Genomic DNA, 19,273 nt, shown 5'->3' on the forward strand with positions numbered 1-19,273 from the left:
TCGCCGCAGCAGCGACAAGTTCCAGACCGTCCGCAGTTCGAAGGAGAATGCGCATGATGAGCCAACCGACCACCAGCAGCCCGGGCGCGGGCGCCCGGCTACTCGACAGGCTGGGCCTGCCGGCCCCGCTCTTCCTCGGGTTCGTCGGCGTTCTCGTCTTCATGATCGGCGACGGCGTCGAGTCGAACTACCTCTCGCCGTTCCTGGTCGAGCAGGAGGGCTTCGGCGAGCAGGCCGCCGCGATCACCATCAGCCTCTACGGCGTGTTCGTGGCCATCGGCTCGTGGCTCGCGGGCACCCTGTCCGCGGTGCTCGGCCCGCGCAAGGTGATGGCGCTCGGCGCCGTCAACTGGGTGATCTTCGAGGCGGTCTTCCTGCTGGTCGGCGTCGGCCTCGACGTGCACTGGGTCGCCGTGGTCGCCTACACGCTGCGCGGCATCGGCTACCCGTTCTTCGCCTACGCGTTCCTGGTCTGGATCAACACCGCGACCCCGCCCCACCAGCGCGGCACCTCGGTCGGCTGGTTCTGGTTCGTCTTCGGCGCGGGCCTGCCGACCCTCGGGTCGCTCCTGGCGAGCTGGACCATCCCGCTGATCGGCGAGGTCGGCACCTTCTGGCTGGCCACCGTGCTGGTCGTGTGCGGCGCCGCGATCGCGCTCTTCGGCGTGCGCGACCGCACGCACGCCGGCCCGGAGCCGGACGCCGCCGGGTGGGGCGAGCTCAGCAAGGGCCTGACGATCATCTGGCGCAACCCCCGGGTGACGGCCGGCGCCGTCGTGCGGCTCATCAACACGACCCCGAACTTCGCGCTCTTCGTCGTGGCGCCCTTCTTCTTCACCGAGACGGTCGGCTTCAGCCAGAGCCAGTACCTGCAGATCGTGACCATCGTCTACACCGCGAACATCTTCGCCAACCTCGCCTTCGGCATCATCGGCGACCGGTTCGGCTGGAAGCGCACCGTGACCTGGTTCGGCTGCGTGACCTGCGCCGTCGGCCTGCTGCTGCTGTTCTACGTGCCCCAGGTGGTCGGCCCGAACTTCGGCATCACCGTGCTGTGCTGGGCGATCTTCGGCATCGGGCTCGCGGGCTTCGTGCCGCTGACCGCGCTCGTGCCCTCGATGGTGCCCACCCGCGACCGGGGCAGCGCCCTGGCGGTCTACACGCTCGCCGCCGGCCTCTCCGCGTTCCTCGGGCCGGTCCTCGTCGGCCTGCTCGGCGGCGCGGCCAGCATGTCGGTGCTCGTCTGGGTCTTCACGGGCCTCTACCTGGTCGGGGCGGTCCTGTGCCAGTTCCTGACCAGCAGCGAGGACCCGGGCCAGGCCGTCGAGCCGACGGCGCCCGAGGTCGTCGCGGCGCGGTAACGGCCGCTCCCCTGCCGAACGGGCTGCCCTTCTCGCGGAGGGCAGCCCGTTCGCCGTCACCAGGACGTGCGCGCGTAGACCAGGGTCTGGTCCAGCTCGAAGTAGCTCCACGCGTCCTGGCGCTGGAGACGTTCCATCTCGGCGCTGTCGTACTCGGTCCAGACCACCCGCTGGGCGGAGGCGGCGACGTCCAGCCACGAGGTCCGGTCCGCGTCCGCCCCGGGACCGAGCGTGGTCAGGGCGGGTACGGCGACTCCCTCTCGGGGTTCCAGCCGCAGGAAGAAGATGTGCTCGCCGTCGGCCCAGAGGATGCCGTCGTCGGACGCGCCGACCGTCCACCCGGCGTCCTCCCGGACGACCGTGGCCTCCCGCGAGGCCGTGTCGAGCGCGACCATCCACTGTCCCGACTCGAACATCAGCATGTCCCCGGACAGGTGCGCGTAGTTGTTCCAGACGGTTTCCTGGTCGAGCTGCACGAGGGCACGCAGGCCGGAACCCGCCGAGAGCACCCCGATCGTGCCGGGCCCCTCTGCGGGATTGCTGGACACGACGACGCCGTCCTCGCCGTCGGAGATCGCGCAGACCTCCGTCGCCACGTCGCGGACGACGTCGGAGCCGGGCGCGTCCAGGTCGACCAGGTCGATGCTCCCCGGGCACCGGCCCGCCTGGTTCAGAGTCTCTTCGTCGAGGTGCGCGATCGCCAGGGTCTGCCCTCCCGCGGCGAGCTTCCAGACCTGCCGGGCGGGGTCCGGCTCGTAGGCCTCGATCGTTCGCACCTCGCCGTCCGGCCCCTGTGCCTTCACGACGACCGTCCCGTCCTCGCGCTCCTCGGTCCAGGCGACGTGCGTGCCGGTGAGGACCGGGCTGCCGACGCGGGCGTAGTCGAGGTGCTCGCGGCCGGATTCCGGCGAACCGGCCGAGGCGGCCGAAAGCTGCCAGTGCTCCAGCACGGACTCGCCGGCCGGCCCGGTCGCCGCGGGACGCGCCAGCGCGGTGATCGGCTCCGAACCCGGCCCGACGTCGGGCCGGGCCAGTGCGGCGAGCACCGTCCCGTCGCGACGCACCGCGAACGGGACGTTGGGGTCCGACCCGATGGCGGACCCGACCATCATCTCGGCGGGATCCCCGAGGCTCACCCGGTGCTCCGTGACGAAGTCCACGCACTCGACCGCCGGGCGGGCGTCGTCGGCGTCGAGCGCCCGGACGATCGTGAAGTCCCCGGTCGGGGCGTCCGCGGGGACCGCGATCGTCCTGGTCGCGTCCGGCGTCGGCAGGTCCCCGGCGCAGTCGGGTGCGGGCGCCGGCATCTCGGGGAGGTCGAGGTCACCCAGCCCGACGGCGTCGTCCTGCCCGGTCACCGCGTTCTCGTCCCGGACCGGGGCGGTGTCGGTGTCGCCGTCGGTGTCGACCGCCGGCAGGCGGAACGTCTCCACCAGCCAGCGGTGCGCCGGGCCGGTGACGGTGTCCAGGACCGGTACGCCGACCGGCCCGTGCACGACGAGCGCGACGAGCGCGCACACCGCGACCGCCGCCGTGGTGAGCGCGGCGTCCCGGCGGACCTGGCGCGCCGCCGCGGCCTTGCTGCGGGTCAGCGTCTCGTGGCCGTCGAACACCGGCTCGTCCGAGGTCTCCGGGGCGACGTCGGTCAGGAGCGAGCGGAGCCGTTCGAGGCCCCGGGAGCTCGCCGCCTTGACGGTGCCGACCGACCGCCCGATCTCGCGGGCGACCTGCGCCTCCGGCAGGTCGAGGACGTGCCGCAGCACCACGACCCGGCGCTGCTGCGGCGACAGGCTCCCCAGCGCCCGGGCGAGCTCGTCGCGCAGCGCGACCTGCGCGGCGTGGTCGTCCGCGTGCTCCAGCGGCAGGTTGTCGTCGCCCGGGACGTCGGTCAGCCGCGTCCGGCGCCACGTGTCCGTCTTGAGGTTGACCAGCACCTTGCGCGAGTACGCCCGGGGGTTCCCCGCCCGGGCCGCGTCCCAGCGCCGGTAGACGCGCTCGAACGTGCCCTGCACCAGGTCCTCCGCCGGGGCGCGCTCACCGACCAGGAAGAACGCCGTCCGGAACAGGTACGGACCCTCTGCCTCCACGAACGCGACGAACTCCTCGTCCCGCGACCGGCCGCCCACCCGGACGTCGACCTGTCTTCCCACACGTGTCTCCATGCCCCTACCCACGCGCCGGAACCGTCACAGGTTGAGACCGTAGCCGTAACCGGCGACCCGGTGAGGTCTGCACTAGCGTGGCCGTGCCAGGCCCGGAGGGCGCGGGCGCCGGTACGACCTGGGGAGATGCTCGTGACGGACCACGACGTGGTGATCGTCGGCGCGGGGCTGGCCGGGCTGGTGGCAGCCCTCGACCTGACCAGGGCCGGGCTCGACGTGCGGCTCCTCGAACGGGACGAGCAGCCCGGCGGGCGGGTCGCCACCGAGCGCGTCGACGGCTTCGTCGTCGACCGCGGGTTCCAGGTGCTGAACACCTCCTACCCCCAGGTCCGACGCCGGCTGGACCTCGACGCCCTCGACCTGCGGCTGTTCACCTCGGGCGCGCTCGTGCGCCGCGACGGCCGGCTGCACCGGCTCGTCGACCCGCGCCGGCACCCGGGCGGCCTCGTCGGCACGCTCGGGTCGGGCCTGCTGCCCTGGCGGGACAAGCTCGCTGTCGCGGCCTATGCCGCGCGGGCCGGGTACCAGCCCGTCGGGCGGCTGCTCGCGGAGCCCGAGACCACCGCGGCGCAGGCCCTGCGCCGGCGGGGCATCGGGGACGCCGGGGTCGAGCGCTTCCTGCGGCCCTTCCTCTCGGGCGTGCTGGGCGAGGACGAGCTCGAGACCTCCAGCCGCTACGTGGACCTGGTCTGGCGCAGCTTCGCGCGCGGACGCGTCGGCGTGCCCGCCGCGGGCATGTCCGCGATCCCCCGGCAGCTCCCGGACGGCGTGCTGCGCTGCGGCGTCGACGTGCAGGCGGTCGACGGCGGCGAGGTGCGGCACGCGGACGGGCGGCTGGGGGCGCGCGCCGTGGTCGTCGCGACCGACCCGCGGACGGCGGGGCGGCTGCTGCCCACGCTGGCCGTCCCGCCGATGCGGGCGCTCACGACCGTCTACCACGCCGCCCCCGAGCCGCCCGGCACCGAGCCGATCCTGCTGCTGGAGGGCGACGACGACCGCATGGTCGCCAACTCCGTGGTGCTCTCGAACGCCGCCCCGGGGTACAGCGGCGACGGCCGGGCGCTCGTCGCGACGTCACTGGTGGGCGGCGCGGCGGCGGGGGTCGACGAGGCCGCCGTCCGCCGTCGGCTCGCGCGCCTGTACGGCGTGCCGACCGACGGCTGGGCGCACGTGCGGACGGTGAGCGTGCCGGACGCCCTGCCCGGGGCGCAGCCGCCGCTGGGCGACCTGCGCCGGCCGGTCGACCTCGGCGACGGGCTGTTCGTCGCGGGCGACCACCGCGACACGCCCTCGGTGCAGGGCGCGATGGCCAGCGGCACCCGCGCGGCCCGGGCCGTGCTGGATGCGCTCGCCGCGACGAGTGCCGCCGCTCGCTGACGCCGCCGCGACGGGCCGCGACGGGCCGCGACGGGCAAGTGAACGTAGGTCTGGTCGCACTCTGAGCGCCCAGAATGCGACCAGACCTACGTTCACATTCCCTCGGTGCGGTTGTGGTCGGCCGGGCTGGGGCGGACGGCGTCCAGGAGGTGCGCGCCGGGGCCCGTCAGCCAGCGGTCGAAGCGCAGGAGGAAGGGGAACTCGGCGCGCAGCGCGGTGAGGTCGGCTTTCCCGGCGAGCCGGCCGTCGTCGACGAGGGCGACGGTGCGGGCGAGGACGTCGTCCTGGTCGAGGGCCGTCTGCGGCAGGCAGCCGTAGGCGATCGGCCGGCCGAGCTCGCGGGTCAGGTGCCCGGCGACGTCGTTCCCGGTGAGGGCGTCGCCCGCGATCTCCAGGGTGCGGCCGGTGTACCGGCCGGGCGCCGCGAAGACGGCCGCGACGACCCGGCCGATGTCGCGGACCGCGATGAGCTGCATCTCCTGGTCGGGGCGCATCAAGAAGGTCAGGGTGCCCCGGTCGAGGCCGCCGCCCGGCGTGAGCAGGAGCTCCATGAAGGTGGCCGGACGGACGACGGTGGACGCGAGGTCGAGGCCCGCGAGGTGTGCCTCGATCCTGCTCTTGACGTCGAAGTGAGCGACGCCGGTCGGCGTCGGCCCGGCGGCGATCATCGAGCTGTAGACGAGATGGGCGACGCCGCTGTCCCGGGCGGCGTCGGCGACGGTGGTGCCGTACCTGACCTCGTCGTCGTCGGTCAGGCCGGTGCCGGGCTGGCCCGAGCTCGGCTGGACGCTGAAGACGCCGTGCGCGCCGGCGAACGCCGCGCGCAGGGCGACGGCGTCGTCGAGGCGGGCGTGGACGGTCTCGACGCCGGCGGCGGCGAGGGCGCGGGCCCGGTCGCTCGTCGGGTCGCGGACGACGGCGCGCACGGTCCAGCCGTCGGCGAGCAGCGCGGCGACCACCGCACCGCCCTGCTGCCCGGTGGCGCCGAGCACGACGACGGTCCGCGAGTCGCCGACATGGCTGTTGATCAGGGATTCGCTCATGTCTCGGACCGTAACGAAACACCCCGTCCGTTTGGCTAAAGTGAGAGCGGTGACGACCGAAGTGAGAGCGCGCCGCTCGGACGCCCGCGACAACCGCGAGCGCATCCTCGCCGTCGCCCGGGCCAGCTTCGCCGTCGGCGGCCTGGACGTGCCGCTGCGGGAGATCGCGCGGCGGGCCGAGGTGGGACCGGCGACCGTCTACCGGCACTTCGCGACCAAGGAGGCGCTGCTGGCCGAGGTGTTCGCCGAGCAGATGGTCTCGTGCGCCGCGATCGTCCGTCGGGGCCTGGCCGAGGCCGACCCGTGGCGCGGCTTCTCCCTGGTCGTGGAGCAGCTCATGGCGCTGCACGCCCTGGACCGCGGGTTCGCGCGCGCCTTCACCTCGCAGATGTCCGAGCCGGCGGAGTTCGCCGTCGAACGCGACCGCACGCTCACCGCGCTGCTCGAGCTGGTGCGGCAGGCGAAGGAGGCCGGCGCGCTGCGCGAGGACTTCGTGGTGGAGGACATCAACCTCGCGCTGATGGCGAACGAGGGCATCCGCGCGGACACCCCGGAGATCCGGCAGGCGGCGTCCCGGCGGTTCGCGGCGCTGATGCTGCGCTCGTTCCACGCCGAGCCGGCCCGGACGCCGCTCCCCCCGGCCGTCCGCCTGCCGCCCGCCCAGGGCTAGGCCGAGGCGAGAATCCCGCGGCGCTCCGGGTGGAGCTCGAACCAGTCGACGACGAAGGGGCAGACGGCCCGGACGGAACGGTCGCCCCGCTCCTCCAGCACGGTCACGGCCCGGTCGGTCAGCTCGGCCGCGTAGCCGTTGCCGCGGAAGGCGGGCTCCGTGAACGTCGCGGTGAAGGCGACCGTGGCGCCGTCGTCCCGGTACTCGAGCGTGCTCACCAGGTCGTCGCCGAGATACAGGGCGTACCGGGAGTCCTTCTCCTCGTGGGCGAAGCGCGGCTCGGGCTCAGGGGGTCCTGCGGGACCCCCGTCCGGCAGGGGCTCTGGCTGGAGGGCGTCTGCGTTCATAGCGTGTGCAACGGCCCGTCGGGCCCGGCTATTTCTGACGGAACCGGATAACCGTCACAGACAAGGAGAAGCACTCGTGACCACCCTCGGCATCATCGGCGCCGGCCAGGCGGGAAGCACCCTCGCGCGCGCGGCGGTCGGCGCCGGCTACGACGTCGTCCTCGCGAACTCGCGCGGGCCCGAGACCCTGGCGGGCCTGGTCGCCGCCCTCGGCCCGAGGGCGCGGGCCGCGTCCGCCGCCGACGCCGCGGCGGCGGGCGACCTCGTGGTCGTCGCCTTCCCGTACGCCCGCGACACCCTGCTGCCGGTGGCGGAGCTCGCGGGAAAGGTCGTCCTCGACACCAACAACTACATGGCCTGGCGGGACGGGAGCTTCCCGGAGGTCGACTCGGGCGCCACGACGATCTACGAGCTGCGCCAGGAACAGCTGCCGGACGCTCGGGTCGCCCAGGCGTTCAGCCACGTCCAGTTCCACGCGCGCTCCCCCCTCCGGGTGCCGAGCGACGCGCTCCCCGGCCTGGTCCGGCTCGCCCGGCCGGCGGGGGCGCCGGACCGGAAGGCGCTGGTCACGTCCAGCGACCACCCGGACGCCGTCGAGCGGGTGACCCGGCTCTACGACGACCTCGGGTTCGACACGGTGGACAACAGCCCGCTGAGCGAGTCGTGGCGCGGCGGCCCGGGCACCCCGATGTGGCGCCACGCCGTCGACGGGCAGAGCCGCGAGGAGCTGGTCCGGAACCTGCGGCGCGCGGAGCGGGTCGTCAGGTAGGCCTGGCCGGACCTCGCGCCTGGCCCGGCGCCCGGAGCGGGTCGCCGGGCGGGTGCGCGCGGCCCGCGATCCGGTTCAGCTCGTCCGCCAGGGTCCGGCCGACGACGGCGGCGTCGAGCGCGTCGGCGTCGCAGTGCGCGGCACACCGCAGCGCGCCGTCGTAGGAAATCGCCGCGAACCCCAATCGCACGTTGCCCCCGAGCGCGGCCACGGGCCAGATCCGCTCGACGCGTGCCCCCGCCAGCGCGAGCGGACGCCGCGGGCCGCGCACGTTCGTCACGAACATGACGACGAGCCGTTGCCTGCGCGCGAGCCGCGTGAAGAGCCAGGTGCCGAGGCGCGTGCGGGTCAGCTCGTACGTGCCGCGCGAGCGCGCCTCGTCCTTGGCCGCGCGGGTCAGCGTGGCGACGCGGCGGAGCCGGCCGGCAAGGTCCGCGTCCTCCGAGCCCGCGTCGTCCGCGTAGCCCCCGCCGCCCGCAGGCAACGGCACGAGCATGACGCCGACGGCGTTGCCCGACCGCCCTCGGTGCGGCAGCGCGACCGGCACGCTCGCGGGCAGGACGTCGGGCGGCTCCTCGCCGCGGGCGAGCAGGGCCGAGCGGGCCGACGCCGCGGCGGCGACCAGCAGTGCGTCGTTCACGGTCGCCCCCGCCGCCTCGGCGCCGGCGGCCAGGTCGTCGAGCCCGACGTCGACGAACGCCACTCGCCGACGGTGACCGACGCGGCCGAGCAGCGCCGGCGGCGGTACGGCCCGCCGGAGGAAGGCCGTGGTGCGCTCGAACCCAGACGCGACCGCGCGAGTGTGCGACCGCAGCCCGCGCGGGGCCGGGCGTGCTGGGCCGGTCCCGCCGGCGTCCGTCGGGTCCGCAGGGGCTGGGACTGCTGACAGGCTGGCAGCCGCTTCCGTGGGTTCCACGGCGTCGGGGTCCATCAGGGCTTGCACGAACCGGACCGCCGCGATGCCGTCCGCCATCGCGTGGTGCACCCGGAGGACGATCCCGGCGCGCGCCGGGGCGACCCCCGGGACGACCAGCAGCTCCCAGAGCGGCCGGTCCAGCGGGAGCGCGGTAACGACGAGCCGCGCGCACCGGGCCTCGAACCCTGCCAGGCCGTCGACCGCGGCGACCCGGCGCACATGGTGGGCCAGGTCGAGGCTCACCGGTTCCCACACGAAGGACCGGCCGGCCGGCCGCACCCGCTGGGCGAGCCGGGGCACCGCGCGGACCCGTTCGGCGAGCACCTGGCGCAGCGCGGCGAGGTCGACCTCGCCGTCGGGCCCGACGCACCCGCCGGGCGCCAGCACGCCCGCCATCAGGAACGCGTTGACGTGGTCCGGCGTGGCCATCACCCAGTTCGACGTGTCCGCCGTCGTCAGCCGCTCTGCCAGGGTCCTCGCCTCCCGGTCCCCACGCTAGGCGGCGCGCATGCGGGGAGTCGTGTGCCCTCCGTCCCGGGTCCCCGGGCCGTTGGTCCCCCGCCCGGCTACGGCATCACGCCGTCGGCCCGTCGCCCTGACCGGTGCGTTCCGACGGATAGCCGGTCGAGCCGGGAGCCGTCGTGTCCAGCGGCACGGCGTCCGAGCGGATCAGCCCGAGCTGGACGGACTGGCGGCCCAGCACGGCGTCGAGCAGCCAGTCGACGGCGGTCCGAACCCGGTTGCCCGGCATCGAGATCAGGTGGTAGCCGCGGGTCACGACCTTGGCCGCGAACCCGGACAGCGGGATCCCCAGCGGGTTGGCGGCCGCCTGGAGACCGCCGAGGTCGACGACGAACCCGAGGTCGTGGTGCTCGTACCCCCGGGTGGTGCCGTGACCGAGCGACGCCGCCACGTTGCGGCCGGCGAGCGTGCCCTGGCGGCTGGCGTGCTGCGCGGTCATCGCCGTGACCTCGCCGGGCCGGGTCACGTCCGGCACGGCCGCGGCGTCGCCGGCCGCGAACATCCGCGGGTGCCCGGGCACGGCGAGCGTCGTGTCGACGACCAGACGGCCCTTCTGCGTCTCGAGCCCCGTGCCGCTCACCAGCGGGTCCGGCCGGACGCCGACGCACCAGACCAGGGTGCGGGCCGCGACGGTCTCGCCCGAGGTGAGCCGCACGCCGTCGGGCATCGCCTCCGCCACGGAGGTGCCGGTGAGCACCTTGACGTGCCGAGCCCGGAGCACCCGGGCGGCGGAGCGGGACAGCCGCGGGTCGAGCTCGGGCAGCACCTTGGGCGCGAGGTCCAGCAGCATCCAGCGCATCCGCTGGTCGGCGAGCACGGGGTGCCGTCGCCGGAGCGCCTCGGTGAGCAGCGGCCCCTGGGCCGCGACCTCCGTGCCGGTGTAGCCCGCGCCGACGACGACGAACGTGCACCGCGCGTCCCGCTCGGCCGGGTCGTCGCTCGCGGCGGCGAGCTCGACCTGGCGGATGACGTGGTCGCGCAGGTACAGGGCCTCGGCGACCCCGCGGAAGCCGTGGGCGTGCTCGACGACCCCCGGGACCGGCAGCAGCCGGGTGACGCTGCCCGCGGCGAGGATCAGCCGGTCGTAGCCCAGGGTGTGCGTCCCGCCCTCCGGGTCGGTGTATTCGACGCGGTTCCGGTCGGGGTCGATCGCCGTCACGTCGCCCAGCGCGAGCCGGACGCCGCGCAGGGTGGCCGGGATCGAGACGGTCACCCGCCTCGGGTCGATCACCGCGGCCGCAACCTCCGGCAGGAGCGGCAGGTAGAGGAAGTAGTCGGTGCGGTTGACCAGCACGATCTCGACGTCGGCCGAGCGTGGCAGCGCGCGGCGCAGCGCCCGGGCCGCGTTGTACCCCGCGAAGCCACCCCCGACGACGACGACCCGCGTGCGGCCCTCACTCATCGTCCAGCCTCATCCCGGGGTCCTCCCGTCAGCGGTGCCGGCCACGTCGTCGTAGGCGCCGTCCCACCATGGCACGGGTCCCGGCGCCCCGCCGTCGTTGCGCCGTCAGACGCCGGCCGCCGTGGCGAGCGCCCGGATCTCTAGCGCCTCGTCGAGCATCTGGGCGGTGTCGCGCCACCAGTCCTGCAGGTGCAGGTCGATGATCAGCTCGTCCGCGCCGGCGTCGGCCGCCGCGGCGACGTCGTCGAGCACCTGGGCGCGCGTGCCCGAGAACGCGCTCCGGGCCGGTCCCGCCGGACTGTCGGAGAACGCGACGTTGCCCACCACGACCAGCTCCATCGCGGACGGGTCCCGTCCCGCGGCCGCGGCGGCCTGGTGGATCGCGTCCCAGGCGGTGCGGAGCCGCTCGGCGCCGGCGCGGCCGGGAGCGGACGGGATCGGGAGCCAGCCGTCGGCGCGCCGCGCGATCCGGTCCAGCACCCGCGCCCGGGGCCCCGACGTGGCGGTCGGGTCGACGTCGCCGCCAAGGAGCACGGGAATCCGGCCGGCCGGCTTGGGCAGCACGTAGGCGTCGTCGATCAGGGTGTGGGGCCCGCGGTAGCTCACCGGGTCCGGCCCCCAGGCGGCCCGCAGCACGTCGAGGGTCTCGTCGAGCAGCCGGCCACGGCGGGTCACGTCCGCGTCGACGGCGTCGAACTCGTCGACCGCCCAGCCGGTACCCAGTCCCGCGACGAATCGCCCACCGCTGACCTGGTCGAGAGTCGCCATGCTCTTCGCGAGCTGGAGCGGACGGTGCAGGCCGGCGATCAGCACGCTGGTGCCCAGGCGCACGCGCTCGGTCACCACGGCCGCCGCCGTCAGGACCACGAGCGGGTCCGCCGCCTGCCGGTACGCGGGCGGCCAGGGCTCCCCCGGCGTCAGCGAGCTCCGGGGCGAGACGGGGAACAGCAGCCGCTCCCACGCCCAGAGGCTGTCGAACCCGGCTTGCTCGGCCGCCCGGGCCACGGCCGTGACGCCGTGCCGCAGGTCGGTGCCCACGCGCTGGGGCAGGCGCAGTCCGAGCCTCATGACGGCCACGCCGAGCCGAGGACCCGCTCGACCGTCGTCGTGCGCCGCAGGCCCGGAAGGAAGTGCTCCAGGATGTCGGCGTTCACCGTCCCGTTCGCCGTCTCGGGCCGGTGCCTCAGCCCCTCCACGGTCTGGCGCAGGAACTCGTTCTTGAAGTCGCCCCGCGGGTGCGCCCCGACGATCTCCTCGACCTGGCCGGGGTCCAGCTCGTCGAGGCCGAGCCCCACCACGTCGGTCAGGACGCCGAGCTGCGTCGCCGCGATCTCCGGGGCCATCCGCCCGGGCACCCCCGGGGTGGTGTGCAGCGCGACGGCGGTCCAGACCGTCTCGGCGGCCGCCGCCGGGAAGCCCCGGTCCACCAGGAACGTGCGAGCGTGGTCGGCGCCGTCGACCTCGAAGCGCTGCTCCTCCCCGGAGAACGGGTGCGCCAGGCCGACGTCGTGGAACATCGCGGCCACATACAGCAGCTCGGGGTCGGGCCGCAGGCCGAGTCGGCGGGCGTGCAGCAGGCCGAACAGGTAGACCCGCCGGGAGTGGTGGAACAGGACGGGGCTGGTCATGGCGCGGACGCGCTCGGTCGCCTCGGCGACCGTCGCCGTCCGCGGGATCTCGGTGATCTCTTGCATTCCCCCAGACTGTCCCGCGCACCCCCGCCGGCGCCGCCGTCGTCCGGCCAGGAACCCCCGATATCGGGACACGGGGGCCGCGCCGCCCTGTGCTACGAATGGACGGTGCCCCCGCCCACCGCACCCCCGCACCACGTCGCGATCCTCGTCTACGACGGCGTGACGCTGCTGGACCTCGCCGGCCCCGCGCAGGCGTTCGCCGAGGCGAACCGGCTCGGCGCCGACTACCGGCTGACGCTGGTCTCCCCCGACGGCGGGGACGTCACCTCGAACATCGGGGTCCGGGTCCCGGTCGACGGGGCGGTCTCCGGGGCCAAGGCCGCGGACACGTTCCTGGTCCCCGGCGCCGACATCTACCCGCGCGCCCGGGTGCCCCGTGACCTGGCCGACGCCGCACGGCTGCCCGCCGAGACCGCCGGCCGGGTCGCGTCCGTGTGCACCGGGGCCTTCGTCCTCGCGGCAGCCGGCCTGCTCGACGGCAAGCGCGCCACGACCCACTGGAAGGTCACCCACGAGCTCGCCGCCCGCTGCCCGACCTGCCGCGTCGACCCCGACGCCATCTACGTGCGCGACGGCACCACCTGGACCTCCGCGGGCGTGACCGCCGGGATCGACCTGGCGCTCGCTCTGGTCGAGGAGGACCACGGCGCCGACGTCGCCCGCGACGTCGCCCGCCTCCTCGTGGTCTACATGCAGCGCGCCGGGGGCCAGTCCCAGTTCTCGGCGCCGCTCCAGGCCCCGCCGCCCCGCTCCCCCGCGCTGCGCACCGTCGCCGACCTGGTGGTCGCGGACCCCGGCGGCCGGTACTCGCTCACGGACCTCGCCCGGCACCTCGACGTGAGCACCCGGCACCTGTCTCGGCTCTTCCGCGACGAGCTGTCCACGACCCCGGCCCGCTACGTGGAGAGCATCCGCTTCGACCTGGCCAGGGCCCTTCTCGACCAGGGGCACACGGCGACCCGGGCCGCGGCGCTCGCCGGGTTCCCGAGCTACGAGAGCCTGCGCCGGGTCTTCGCCAGGAACCTGCCGACGAGCCCGGCCGCCTACCAGCGCCGGTTCTCGACCACCCGGACGGACCCGGACGCCGCGCCGCCGGACCCGGACGACCGCGACGCGACGCCCAGGCCGCGCTACCCGAAATACACCGGATAGTGCAGCGCGCAGCGCGGGTTGAACGCGGCGTCGCAGTGCGGGCAGGACGGCGCGTCGCGGTACCCGTCGATGGTCAGCTCCGTGCGGCACACCCCGCAGAGCACGGCGAGCTCGCCGCCCGATCCCGCGGGCCACGGGCGCGAGGCGTGGTCGGCGGTCTCGTCGTGGCAGGAGTAGCAGGGGTAGTACCGACCGCAGCACGCGAACCGGATCGCGATCACGTCGAGCTCCGTGCGGTAGTGCACGCAGCGTGTCTGGTCGTCCACGACCGGCCCGTGGACCACCGGGCTCATCGGACACCCCGGGCGGTCATCGCGTCACCGAGCGCGTCGGCGTGCTTGAGGGCGACGACCAGGAACGGCATCGCGAAGAGGCGCAGGCTCCGCCCGCCGCCCCTGGCCCGCTGTGCCTCGCGGACCTCGCGCTCGATCCGCGCGAGCACGGGCAGGGTGCTCACCGTGACCGCCACCGTCAGGGCGGCCCGGTCGGGGTCGATCCGCAGCAGCGCCAGCGGTTTCAGCGCCCGTTCCAGCACCTCGAGCAGCTCGCTGAGCGGCGTCGTCGTGGTGAGCAGCCCGCTGATCACCACGGCTGCGGTCACCCGGGCGACGTTCGCGACGGCGTCCTCGGGGCCGGCGAACACGAGCTGCCCGGCGGCGATCACCACGATCATCCAGCGCACGACGACGAGCTGCCGCACCAGCTCGCGCATCCCCGCACCGGGTACGGCGTAGCAGGCGACGCAGACCGCCGCGGTGACGCCCGCGCCCCACCAGCTCGACGGGAGCAGGCACACGCCGAGCACGACGAGCAGGAGCAGCAGCGCCTTGGGCCCCGCCGGCAGCCGGTGCCACGGGCCGTCGCCCGGCCGGTACAGGGTCAGCACGCGAGTTCCTCCTCGTACGCCTCGACGATCGCGGCGGGCGGCCCGACGGCGGCGATCGTGCCGTCCTTGACGAGCACGGCGCTCTCGCAGCGCTGGGCCAGCGCCAGGTCGTGCGTCACCAGGAGCAGCTTGTGGTCACCGTCGGCGAAGAGGTGGTCGGCGACCCGCCGGGCGTTGCGCGCGTCGAGGTACGCCGTCGGCTCGTCGGCGATCACGAGGTCGGGGCGGCGCACGAACGCGCCGCACAGCGCGAGGAGCTGCTTCTGCCCGCCGGACAGGTCGTGGGACGCCCGGTCGGCGACGTCGGCGAGGCCGAACCGGCGCAGCGCCTCGTCGACCCGCCGGTCCCGCTCCTGCCGGGGCAGCTTGTCGGACCGCAGCGAGAACGCGACGTCCTCCGCCACGGTCGGCATGACGATCTGGGTGTCCGGGTTGCTGAACACGACGGCGACCCGGCGGCGCAGCCGCGCCGCGTCCCGGGCCGGGTCCAGGCCGAGCACGCGGACCGTGCCGGCCGTGGCGCGGGTGAGCCCGCCGGCCAGCCGCGCGAGCGTGGACTTGCCGGACCCGTTCTCGCCGACGACGGCGACCGTGCGCGCGTCGAGCGAGCACGTCACGCCGCGCAGCACGTCCGTGTCCCCCAGCCGCACGTGGACGTCGTCCAGGTCGAGGTAGCTCATCGGACCACCTCGACGACGGCCGCGACGCCCATGCCGCCGCCGACCGACGCGGCGGCGACCCCGAGGGTCCCCGCGGGCGCTCCGGCCCGGACCAGGCGGCTGAACAACCGCACCATCGCGACCGCGCCGCTGGCGCCCCACGGGTGCCCGAGCGCGAGCGCCCCGCCGTCGGCGCAGACCCGCGGGTCGTCGTCCGCCAGCCCGAGGCGGCCGAGCACCGCCAGCGACTGGGCGGCGAACGCCTCGACGATCTCGACGGCGGCGACGTCGCCGGTGCGGACCTCGGCGGCGTCGAGCGCCGCGAGCACGGCCGGGGCCGCGCCGATGCCCGGCAGCGCCGGGTCGCACCCGACGACGGCGTGCCCGCGGACCACGAGGCCGGCGGCCCCGCCCCGGAGCCGGTGCGGGACGACGGCGACGGCCGCGGCGCCGTCGCTGATCCGCGTGGCCGTCCCCGCGGTGAGGGTGCCGCCCGGGAAGAGGGGTCGCAGGCGGGGCAGCAGGGGCTCGGCCCGGCCGACCGAGTCGTCGGCGAGCACGCCGCCGACGGGCACGATCTCGGCGTCGAACCGTCCGGCGTCGCGGGCCGCGCGGGCCCGCGCGTGGCTGCGGGCCGCGTGGGCGTCCTGCCGCTCCCGGGTGATCGCGTCGGCGCGGGCGAGGTCCTCGGCCGCCTCCACCATGTCGGGGTCCGGCCAGCCCGCCGGGGCGAACGGCGCCCGGTCGTAGGGCACGCCGTCGACGGACCGGGTCGGGGCCGTCGACGCGCTCTCCACGCCACCGGCGAGGCGCGGGCGGTCGTCCCCGGCGCGGATCGCCGTCACCGCGTCGAGGACGGCGGCGAGGCCGCTGCCGCACTGCCGGTCCACGGTCACGCCCGGCACGCCGACGCCGAGCCCGGCGGCGAGCGCCGCGACGCGGGCGGGGTTGCCGCCGGGGCCCATGCAGTTGCCGAGCACGACGTCGGCGACGTCGAGCGGCCGGCCGGTGGCGGACCCGGCGTCGGCCAGGGTGGCGCGCAGGACGGGGCCCGCGAGCTGCTCGGCCCTGACCTGGGCGAAGGCCCGGCTGCGGGTGCCGATGGGGGTGCGTCGCGCGGCGACGACGACGGGCAGGTCAGACAAGCCGGCTCACCTCGCCCGTGCCGACCTGGCGCAGCACCTCGGCGCGGGCCGGCTTGCCGGACGCCGTGCGCGGCAGCCGCCCCGCGAACCACACGCGGGGCCGGTGGGCGGGCGCGAACCGGGTCTCGGCCAGCGAGCGCAGCCGGCCCGCGGTGGGCGGCGGGGCGCCGTCGGCCGGTTCGACCATCGCGGCGACGAGCGCGCCGACCCGGGGCGTGGGAATCCCGAAGACGACGGCGTCGGCGACGCCCGGGAGCGTGCGCAGGCCCGCCTCGACCTCGTCGGGCACGACGGTGGCGGACGCGGTGAGGATGGCGGCGTCCGCCCGCCCGCGCACGGTCAGCGTCCCGTCGTCGTGCGCGGTGGCGAGGTCGCCGACGGTGCTCCAGGCGCCGTCGGTGCGCAGCGGGCCGGGCTCACCGAGGTAGCCGAGCGCGGCGAAGGGCGAGCGGACCCACAGCCCGCCGTCGCGCACCTCGGTCTCGACGCCGGGGAAGGCGCGCAGGCCGCGACCCTCGTCGAGCGCGACGAAGGAGAGCTCCGCCGCCCCGTAGTACGCGACGACGCGGATGCCGCGGAACTCCGCGTCCGCGCGCGTCCGCGCGTCGAGGTGGGAGCCGCCGACCAGGGCCGTCCGCAGCCTCGGGGCGGCGCCGGCGTCGAGCAGGGGGCGCAGCGCGTGGGGCGTGCCGTGGAAGAGGGTGGCCGCCTCGGCGCCCGGTCCGCCGGGGAAGACCGGCCGCGGCCCGCCGCCGAGGGCGTGCGCCAGGGAGAACAGCGTCAGGGACGACGCCGGCGGGGCGGGCAGCAGGATCTGCTCTACGGCGCCCTCGGCGTCAAGCAGCCCGGAGACGGCGGCGAACGACCGCTCCCACGACGCGGCGGTCCGCAGCACGACGCGCGGGGTCCCGCTCGTCCCGGAGGTCAGTGCGGCCCAGGCCGCGTCGTCCGGGACCACGGCGTCGGCGGTGAGGTCGCGCACGGCGGACCACTGCGCCGCGGGCCACCGGTCGTCGCCGACCAGGGGGACGCCCCCGTCGTCGCGCACGGCGCGGATGCTGTCGACGAGCTCGCCGGGCGTCCCGCGCAGCACCACGATGCGTGCGGTCATCGCGTCGGGTCCAGGTCGGGAGCGTCCGGGGTCTCGGGGGCCGGGGCGTCCGGCGCCTCCGTCAGCGGGGCGCCCTCCCGCCGGGGCGGGAGCCACGTGCGCCGGAACGCGCGGGGGTACGCGCGCAGCAGGGTCGTGACGGTCAGGGTCGCGAGGACCGCCTTGACCAGGTCGCCGGGCAGGAACACGAGGCTGGTGAGCACGGTGTCCCCCAGCGACAGGCGCGTGACCAGGCTCTGCACGGGGATGCCGAACGCGTAGACGACCACGATGCCGCCCACGACCGTGGCGACCGCCGTCCGCCAGACGGCCGGCTTGCGGGCGGAGGCGTGCACGATCCAGCCCGTCACGAACGCCCCGGCGACCCAGCCGGCCAGGTAGCCCGCGGACGGCCCGACGAAGACGCCGACACCGCCGCGCCCTCCGGCGAGCAGCGGGAGGCCCACGGCGACGAGGGCGAGCAGCACGACGACGGCCAGCGCGCTCAGCCGCGGCCCGAGGACCGCGCCCGCGAGCATGATGCCGAACGTCTGCGCGGTGATCGGCACGGCGCCGAGCACGCTGAAGCTGCCCGGCAGGCCGAGCGCCGCGATGATCGCGACGAAGACGGCCAGCCGGGCGATGTCGGTCGCGTCGATCGCCCGACGTCGTGGGCTGCGTGCTTCGGGCATGCGTGTGGCCTCCTCGTGGCAAGGTGCACTGAACGGTGTTCACCTGAACGGCGTTCATGAATATAGTGGCAACATGGTGGCTTCGGTGAACTCGCGTCGACGGAGCCGCGACGACGTCGCCGAGATGGCCCTGCGCCTGCTGGACGAGTACGGGCTGCCCGACCTGACCATGCGGCACCTGGCGACCGCCCTCGGCGTGCAGCCCAGCGCGTTGTACTGGCACTTCCCGAACAAGCAGGCGCTGCTCGCCGCCGTCAGCGAGCTGATCCTCGCGCCGATGCGCGAGACACCGGCCGACGACCTGTCCGTGCACGAGGCCGTGCGCCTCGTGGGCAGCAGGCTACGGGAGTGCCTGCTCGCCTACCGGGACGGCTCCGAGCTGGTGTCCAGCTCGCTCGCCCTCGGGCTCGTGAGCTCACCCGTGCGGGCGCAGCTCCTGGAGGTCACCCGCCGCCACGAGGTGCCCGACGGCCAGGCCGAGGTGGCCGCGGAGGCCGTCATGCACTTCGTGGTCGGCGCCACGTTCCACGAGCAGCAGCGCCTGGCCGCCGACCAGCTCGGGCTCCTGGCGGAGCCGGTCGCCCCCGGTCCCGACGGGGCGCGCGCGGGCTCCGGCGCCGACGGCGGCGACTTCGCCGAGGCGCTGACGATGATCGCGCACGGCCTCGAGGTGTCGATCGCCCAGGACCGGAGCCGGGGAAACTAGCAGGCTGCGGCCCTACCGCTGCGGCTGCGGACGGAGGCCGTCGAGGAGCAGTGCCAGCATGCGCGGTGACCGGTCGCCGGGGCCGGGCGCGGCGCGCCAGAGCGCGGCGGTGAACTGCAGGAAGTCGGCCGGGTCGGCGTCCTCGCGGATGCTCCCGTCCTTCTTGCCGGCGTCGAGGAGCTCGCCGATGGCGGCGACCACGGGGCCGTAGGTCTGCTCCGCGATCGCCTGGTGGGCGTCAGGGCTGAGTGCGTCGCCCAGACCGTGCTTCTTGCGCATCGCCTCGACCAGCCCGGTCGTCCAGCGGCGCAGGGCCTCCAGGGGCGTCAGCTCGGCCAGCAGGTCGGGCACCGCACCGAGGATGCGCTCGACCTCATCCTGGTAGACGGCCAGGACCAGCGACTCCCGGGTGGGGAAGTTGCGGTACAGGGTTCCCGCGCCGACGCCTGCGCGCTGGGCGACCTGGTTCATCGACGTGCTGCCGTCGTCGGCGAAGGCCTCCCGCGCGGCCGCGAGGATGCGAGCCCGGTTCTCCCGGGCGTCCGATCGGACCACTGAGGCCCCCTCCTTGCTAAGTGGAGAATTCTCCGTTACGTTACCGGAGAACTCTCCACATACCTTAGAGGAGCATCATGCGGTACATCAAACCGGCCCGGAGCGGCGCCGTCGTCCACCCGACC

General features: G+C 75.4%; 20 protein-coding genes. 6 read left to right on the forward strand and 14 right to left on the reverse strand.

What is annotated here, in order from left to right; all coding sequences use genetic code 11:
* Positions 1-53: 53 nt before the first annotated feature.
* Positions 54-1,361 carry an MFS transporter gene (locus FHX71_RS11645; RefSeq protein WP_182616379.1) on the forward strand — a complete coding sequence of 436 codons (1,308 nt, stop codon included), beginning with the start codon at positions 54-56 and terminating at the stop codon, positions 1,359-1,361.
* Between the two features lie 56 nt (positions 1,362-1,417).
* Here the strand turns inward: FHX71_RS11645 and FHX71_RS29275 are convergent, their stop codons facing one another.
* Positions 1,418-3,523, reverse strand: coding sequence for a SigE family RNA polymerase sigma factor (locus tag FHX71_RS29275; protein WP_182616381.1), 2,106 nt, complete (start codon positions 3,521-3,523; stop codon positions 1,418-1,420).
* A gap of 132 nt (positions 3,524-3,655) precedes the next feature.
* On the opposite strand from FHX71_RS29275, the gene FHX71_RS11655 reads away from it, so the two are divergent.
* Complete coding sequence (locus FHX71_RS11655; protein ID WP_220489658.1) at positions 3,656-4,900, forward strand: protoporphyrinogen/coproporphyrinogen oxidase; 1,245 nt, start codon at positions 3,656-3,658, stop codon at positions 4,898-4,900.
* Between the two features lie 92 nt (positions 4,901-4,992).
* Here the strand turns inward: FHX71_RS11655 and FHX71_RS11660 are convergent, their stop codons facing one another.
* The gene (locus FHX71_RS11660; RefSeq protein WP_182616385.1) at positions 4,993-5,943 is read right to left on the reverse strand and encodes an NmrA/HSCARG family protein; all 951 of its coding nucleotides are present in this window, start codon (positions 5,941-5,943) and stop codon (positions 4,993-4,995) included.
* A 49-nt stretch (positions 5,944-5,992) separates the two neighbouring features.
* On the opposite strand from FHX71_RS11660, the gene FHX71_RS11665 reads away from it, so the two are divergent.
* Complete coding sequence (locus tag FHX71_RS11665) at positions 5,993-6,613, forward strand: TetR/AcrR family transcriptional regulator (RefSeq protein WP_312877021.1); 621 nt, start codon at positions 5,993-5,995, stop codon at positions 6,611-6,613.
* Here FHX71_RS11665 and FHX71_RS11670 read toward each other — a convergent pair.
* On the reverse strand, positions 6,610-6,960 hold the full coding sequence (locus FHX71_RS11670; RefSeq protein ID WP_182616389.1) for a GNAT family N-acetyltransferase: 351 nt from the start codon (positions 6,958-6,960) through the stop codon (positions 6,610-6,612). The two genes, FHX71_RS11665 and FHX71_RS11670, sit on opposite strands and share 4 nt — an antisense overlap.
* A gap of 76 nt (positions 6,961-7,036) precedes the next feature.
* On the opposite strand from FHX71_RS11670, the gene FHX71_RS11675 reads away from it, so the two are divergent.
* Positions 7,037-7,729 (forward strand): NADPH-dependent F420 reductase, encoded by a 693-nt coding sequence (locus tag FHX71_RS11675; RefSeq protein ID WP_182616391.1) that lies wholly within the window; start codon positions 7,037-7,039, stop codon positions 7,727-7,729.
* On the opposite strand, the gene FHX71_RS11680 is transcribed toward FHX71_RS11675, so the two are convergent.
* From FHX71_RS11680 to FHX71_RS11695, 4 genes are all read right to left on the reverse strand, one after another.
* Positions 7,722-9,116, reverse strand: coding sequence for a wax ester/triacylglycerol synthase domain-containing protein (locus tag FHX71_RS11680; protein ID WP_312877088.1), 1,395 nt, complete (start codon positions 9,114-9,116; stop codon positions 7,722-7,724). The genes FHX71_RS11675 and FHX71_RS11680 overlap by 8 nt on opposite strands.
* A 103-nt stretch (positions 9,117-9,219) precedes the next feature.
* Positions 9,220-10,569, reverse strand: coding sequence for an NAD(P)/FAD-dependent oxidoreductase (locus FHX71_RS11685; RefSeq protein WP_182616395.1), 1,350 nt, complete (start codon positions 10,567-10,569; stop codon positions 9,220-9,222).
* 105 nt (positions 10,570-10,674) lie between these two features.
* Positions 10,675-11,637 carry a TIGR03619 family F420-dependent LLM class oxidoreductase gene (locus tag FHX71_RS11690; protein ID WP_182616397.1) on the reverse strand — a complete coding sequence of 321 codons (963 nt, stop codon included), beginning with the start codon at positions 11,635-11,637 and terminating at the stop codon, positions 10,675-10,677.
* Positions 11,634-12,263: an HD domain-containing protein gene (locus FHX71_RS11695; RefSeq protein WP_182616399.1), complete on the reverse strand. Its 630-nt coding sequence runs from the start codon at positions 12,261-12,263 to the stop codon at positions 11,634-11,636. Before FHX71_RS11695 ends, FHX71_RS11690 begins: the two co-directional genes overlap by 4 nt.
* A 105-nt stretch (positions 12,264-12,368) precedes the next feature.
* Here FHX71_RS11695 and FHX71_RS11700 point away from each other — a divergent pair, with 105 nt between their 5' ends.
* Positions 12,369-13,415: a GlxA family transcriptional regulator gene (locus FHX71_RS11700; RefSeq protein WP_182616401.1), complete on the forward strand. Its 1,047-nt coding sequence runs from the start codon at positions 12,369-12,371 to the stop codon at positions 13,413-13,415.
* Here the strand turns inward: FHX71_RS11700 and FHX71_RS11705 are convergent.
* The 6 genes from FHX71_RS11705 to FHX71_RS11730 are packed head-to-tail and all read right to left on the reverse strand — an operon-like array spanning position 13,394 to position 17,887.
* The gene (locus FHX71_RS11705) at positions 13,394-13,681 is read right to left on the reverse strand and encodes a CHY zinc finger protein (protein ID WP_312877022.1); all 288 of its coding nucleotides are present in this window, start codon (positions 13,679-13,681) and stop codon (positions 13,394-13,396) included. The two genes, FHX71_RS11700 and FHX71_RS11705, sit on opposite strands and share 22 nt — an antisense overlap.
* A 23-nt stretch (positions 13,682-13,704) precedes the next feature.
* Positions 13,705-14,301 carry an energy-coupling factor transporter transmembrane component T family protein gene (locus tag FHX71_RS11710; RefSeq protein WP_182616405.1) on the reverse strand — a complete coding sequence of 199 codons (597 nt, stop codon included), beginning with the start codon at positions 14,299-14,301 and terminating at the stop codon, positions 13,705-13,707.
* Positions 14,295-14,981, reverse strand: coding sequence for an energy-coupling factor ABC transporter ATP-binding protein (locus FHX71_RS11715; protein WP_182616406.1), 687 nt, complete (start codon positions 14,979-14,981; stop codon positions 14,295-14,297). The genes FHX71_RS11710 and FHX71_RS11715 overlap by 7 nt, the downstream gene beginning before the upstream one ends.
* Entirely contained in the window at positions 14,978-16,105 is a 1,128-nt protein-coding gene (locus FHX71_RS11720; RefSeq protein ID WP_182616408.1) for a thiolase family protein, read from the reverse strand. Before FHX71_RS11720 ends, FHX71_RS11715 begins: the two co-directional genes overlap by 4 nt.
* Complete coding sequence (locus tag FHX71_RS11725; RefSeq protein ID WP_182616410.1) at positions 16,098-17,216, reverse strand: AMP-binding enzyme; 1,119 nt, start codon at positions 17,214-17,216, stop codon at positions 16,098-16,100. The genes FHX71_RS11720 and FHX71_RS11725 overlap by 8 nt, the downstream gene beginning before the upstream one ends.
* Positions 17,213-17,887 (reverse strand): biotin transporter BioY, encoded by a 675-nt coding sequence (locus FHX71_RS11730; protein ID WP_182616412.1) that lies wholly within the window; start codon positions 17,885-17,887, stop codon positions 17,213-17,215. Before FHX71_RS11730 ends, FHX71_RS11725 begins: the two co-directional genes overlap by 4 nt.
* Before the next feature lie 73 nt (positions 17,888-17,960).
* On the opposite strand from FHX71_RS11730, the gene FHX71_RS11735 reads away from it, so the two are divergent.
* Positions 17,961-18,593 carry a TetR family transcriptional regulator gene (locus FHX71_RS11735; protein ID WP_182616413.1) on the forward strand — a complete coding sequence of 211 codons (633 nt, stop codon included), beginning with the start codon at positions 17,961-17,963 and terminating at the stop codon, positions 18,591-18,593.
* 12 nt (positions 18,594-18,605) lie between these two features.
* On the opposite strand, the gene FHX71_RS11740 is transcribed toward FHX71_RS11735, so the two are convergent.
* A complete protein-coding gene (locus FHX71_RS11740) occupies positions 18,606-19,148 on the reverse strand; it encodes a TetR/AcrR family transcriptional regulator (RefSeq protein ID WP_182616415.1) in 543 nt (180 codons plus the stop codon).
* Between the last annotated feature and the right edge of the window lie 125 nt (positions 19,149-19,273).

The organism is Promicromonospora sukumoe (assembly GCF_014137995.1).
Lineage (GTDB): Bacteria > Actinomycetota > Actinomycetes > Actinomycetales > Cellulomonadaceae > Promicromonospora > Promicromonospora sukumoe.

Coding starts and splice junctions, on each gene's coding strand:
- FHX71_RS11645 (WP_182616379.1), top strand. CDS start 54: ATGATGAGCCAACCGACCACCAGCAGCCCGGGCGCGGGCGCCCGGCTA.
- FHX71_RS29275 (WP_182616381.1), bottom strand. CDS start 3,523: ATGGAGACACGTGTGGGAAGACAGGTCGACGTCCGGGTGGGCGGCCGG.
- FHX71_RS11660 (WP_182616385.1), bottom strand. CDS start 5,943: ATGAGCGAATCCCTGATCAACAGCCATGTCGGCGACTCGCGGACCGTC.
- FHX71_RS11670 (WP_182616389.1), bottom strand. CDS start 6,960: ATGAACGCAGACGCCCTCCAGCCAGAGCCCCTGCCGGACGGGGGTCCC.
- FHX71_RS11685 (WP_182616395.1), bottom strand. CDS start 10,569: ATGAGTGAGGGCCGCACGCGGGTCGTCGTCGTCGGGGGTGGCTTCGCG.
- FHX71_RS11690 (WP_182616397.1), bottom strand. CDS start 11,637: ATGAGGCTCGGACTGCGCCTGCCCCAGCGCGTGGGCACCGACCTGCGG.
- FHX71_RS11695 (WP_182616399.1), bottom strand. CDS start 12,263: ATGCAAGAGATCACCGAGATCCCGCGGACGGCGACGGTCGCCGAGGCG.
- FHX71_RS11715 (WP_182616406.1), bottom strand. CDS start 14,981: ATGAGCTACCTCGACCTGGACGACGTCCACGTGCGGCTGGGGGACACG.
- FHX71_RS11725 (WP_182616410.1), bottom strand. CDS start 17,216: ATGACCGCACGCATCGTGGTGCTGCGCGGGACGCCCGGCGAGCTCGTC.
- FHX71_RS11730 (WP_182616412.1), bottom strand. CDS start 17,887: ATGCCCGAAGCACGCAGCCCACGACGTCGGGCGATCGACGCGACCGAC.
- FHX71_RS11735 (WP_182616413.1), top strand. CDS start 17,961: ATGGTGGCTTCGGTGAACTCGCGTCGACGGAGCCGCGACGACGTCGCC.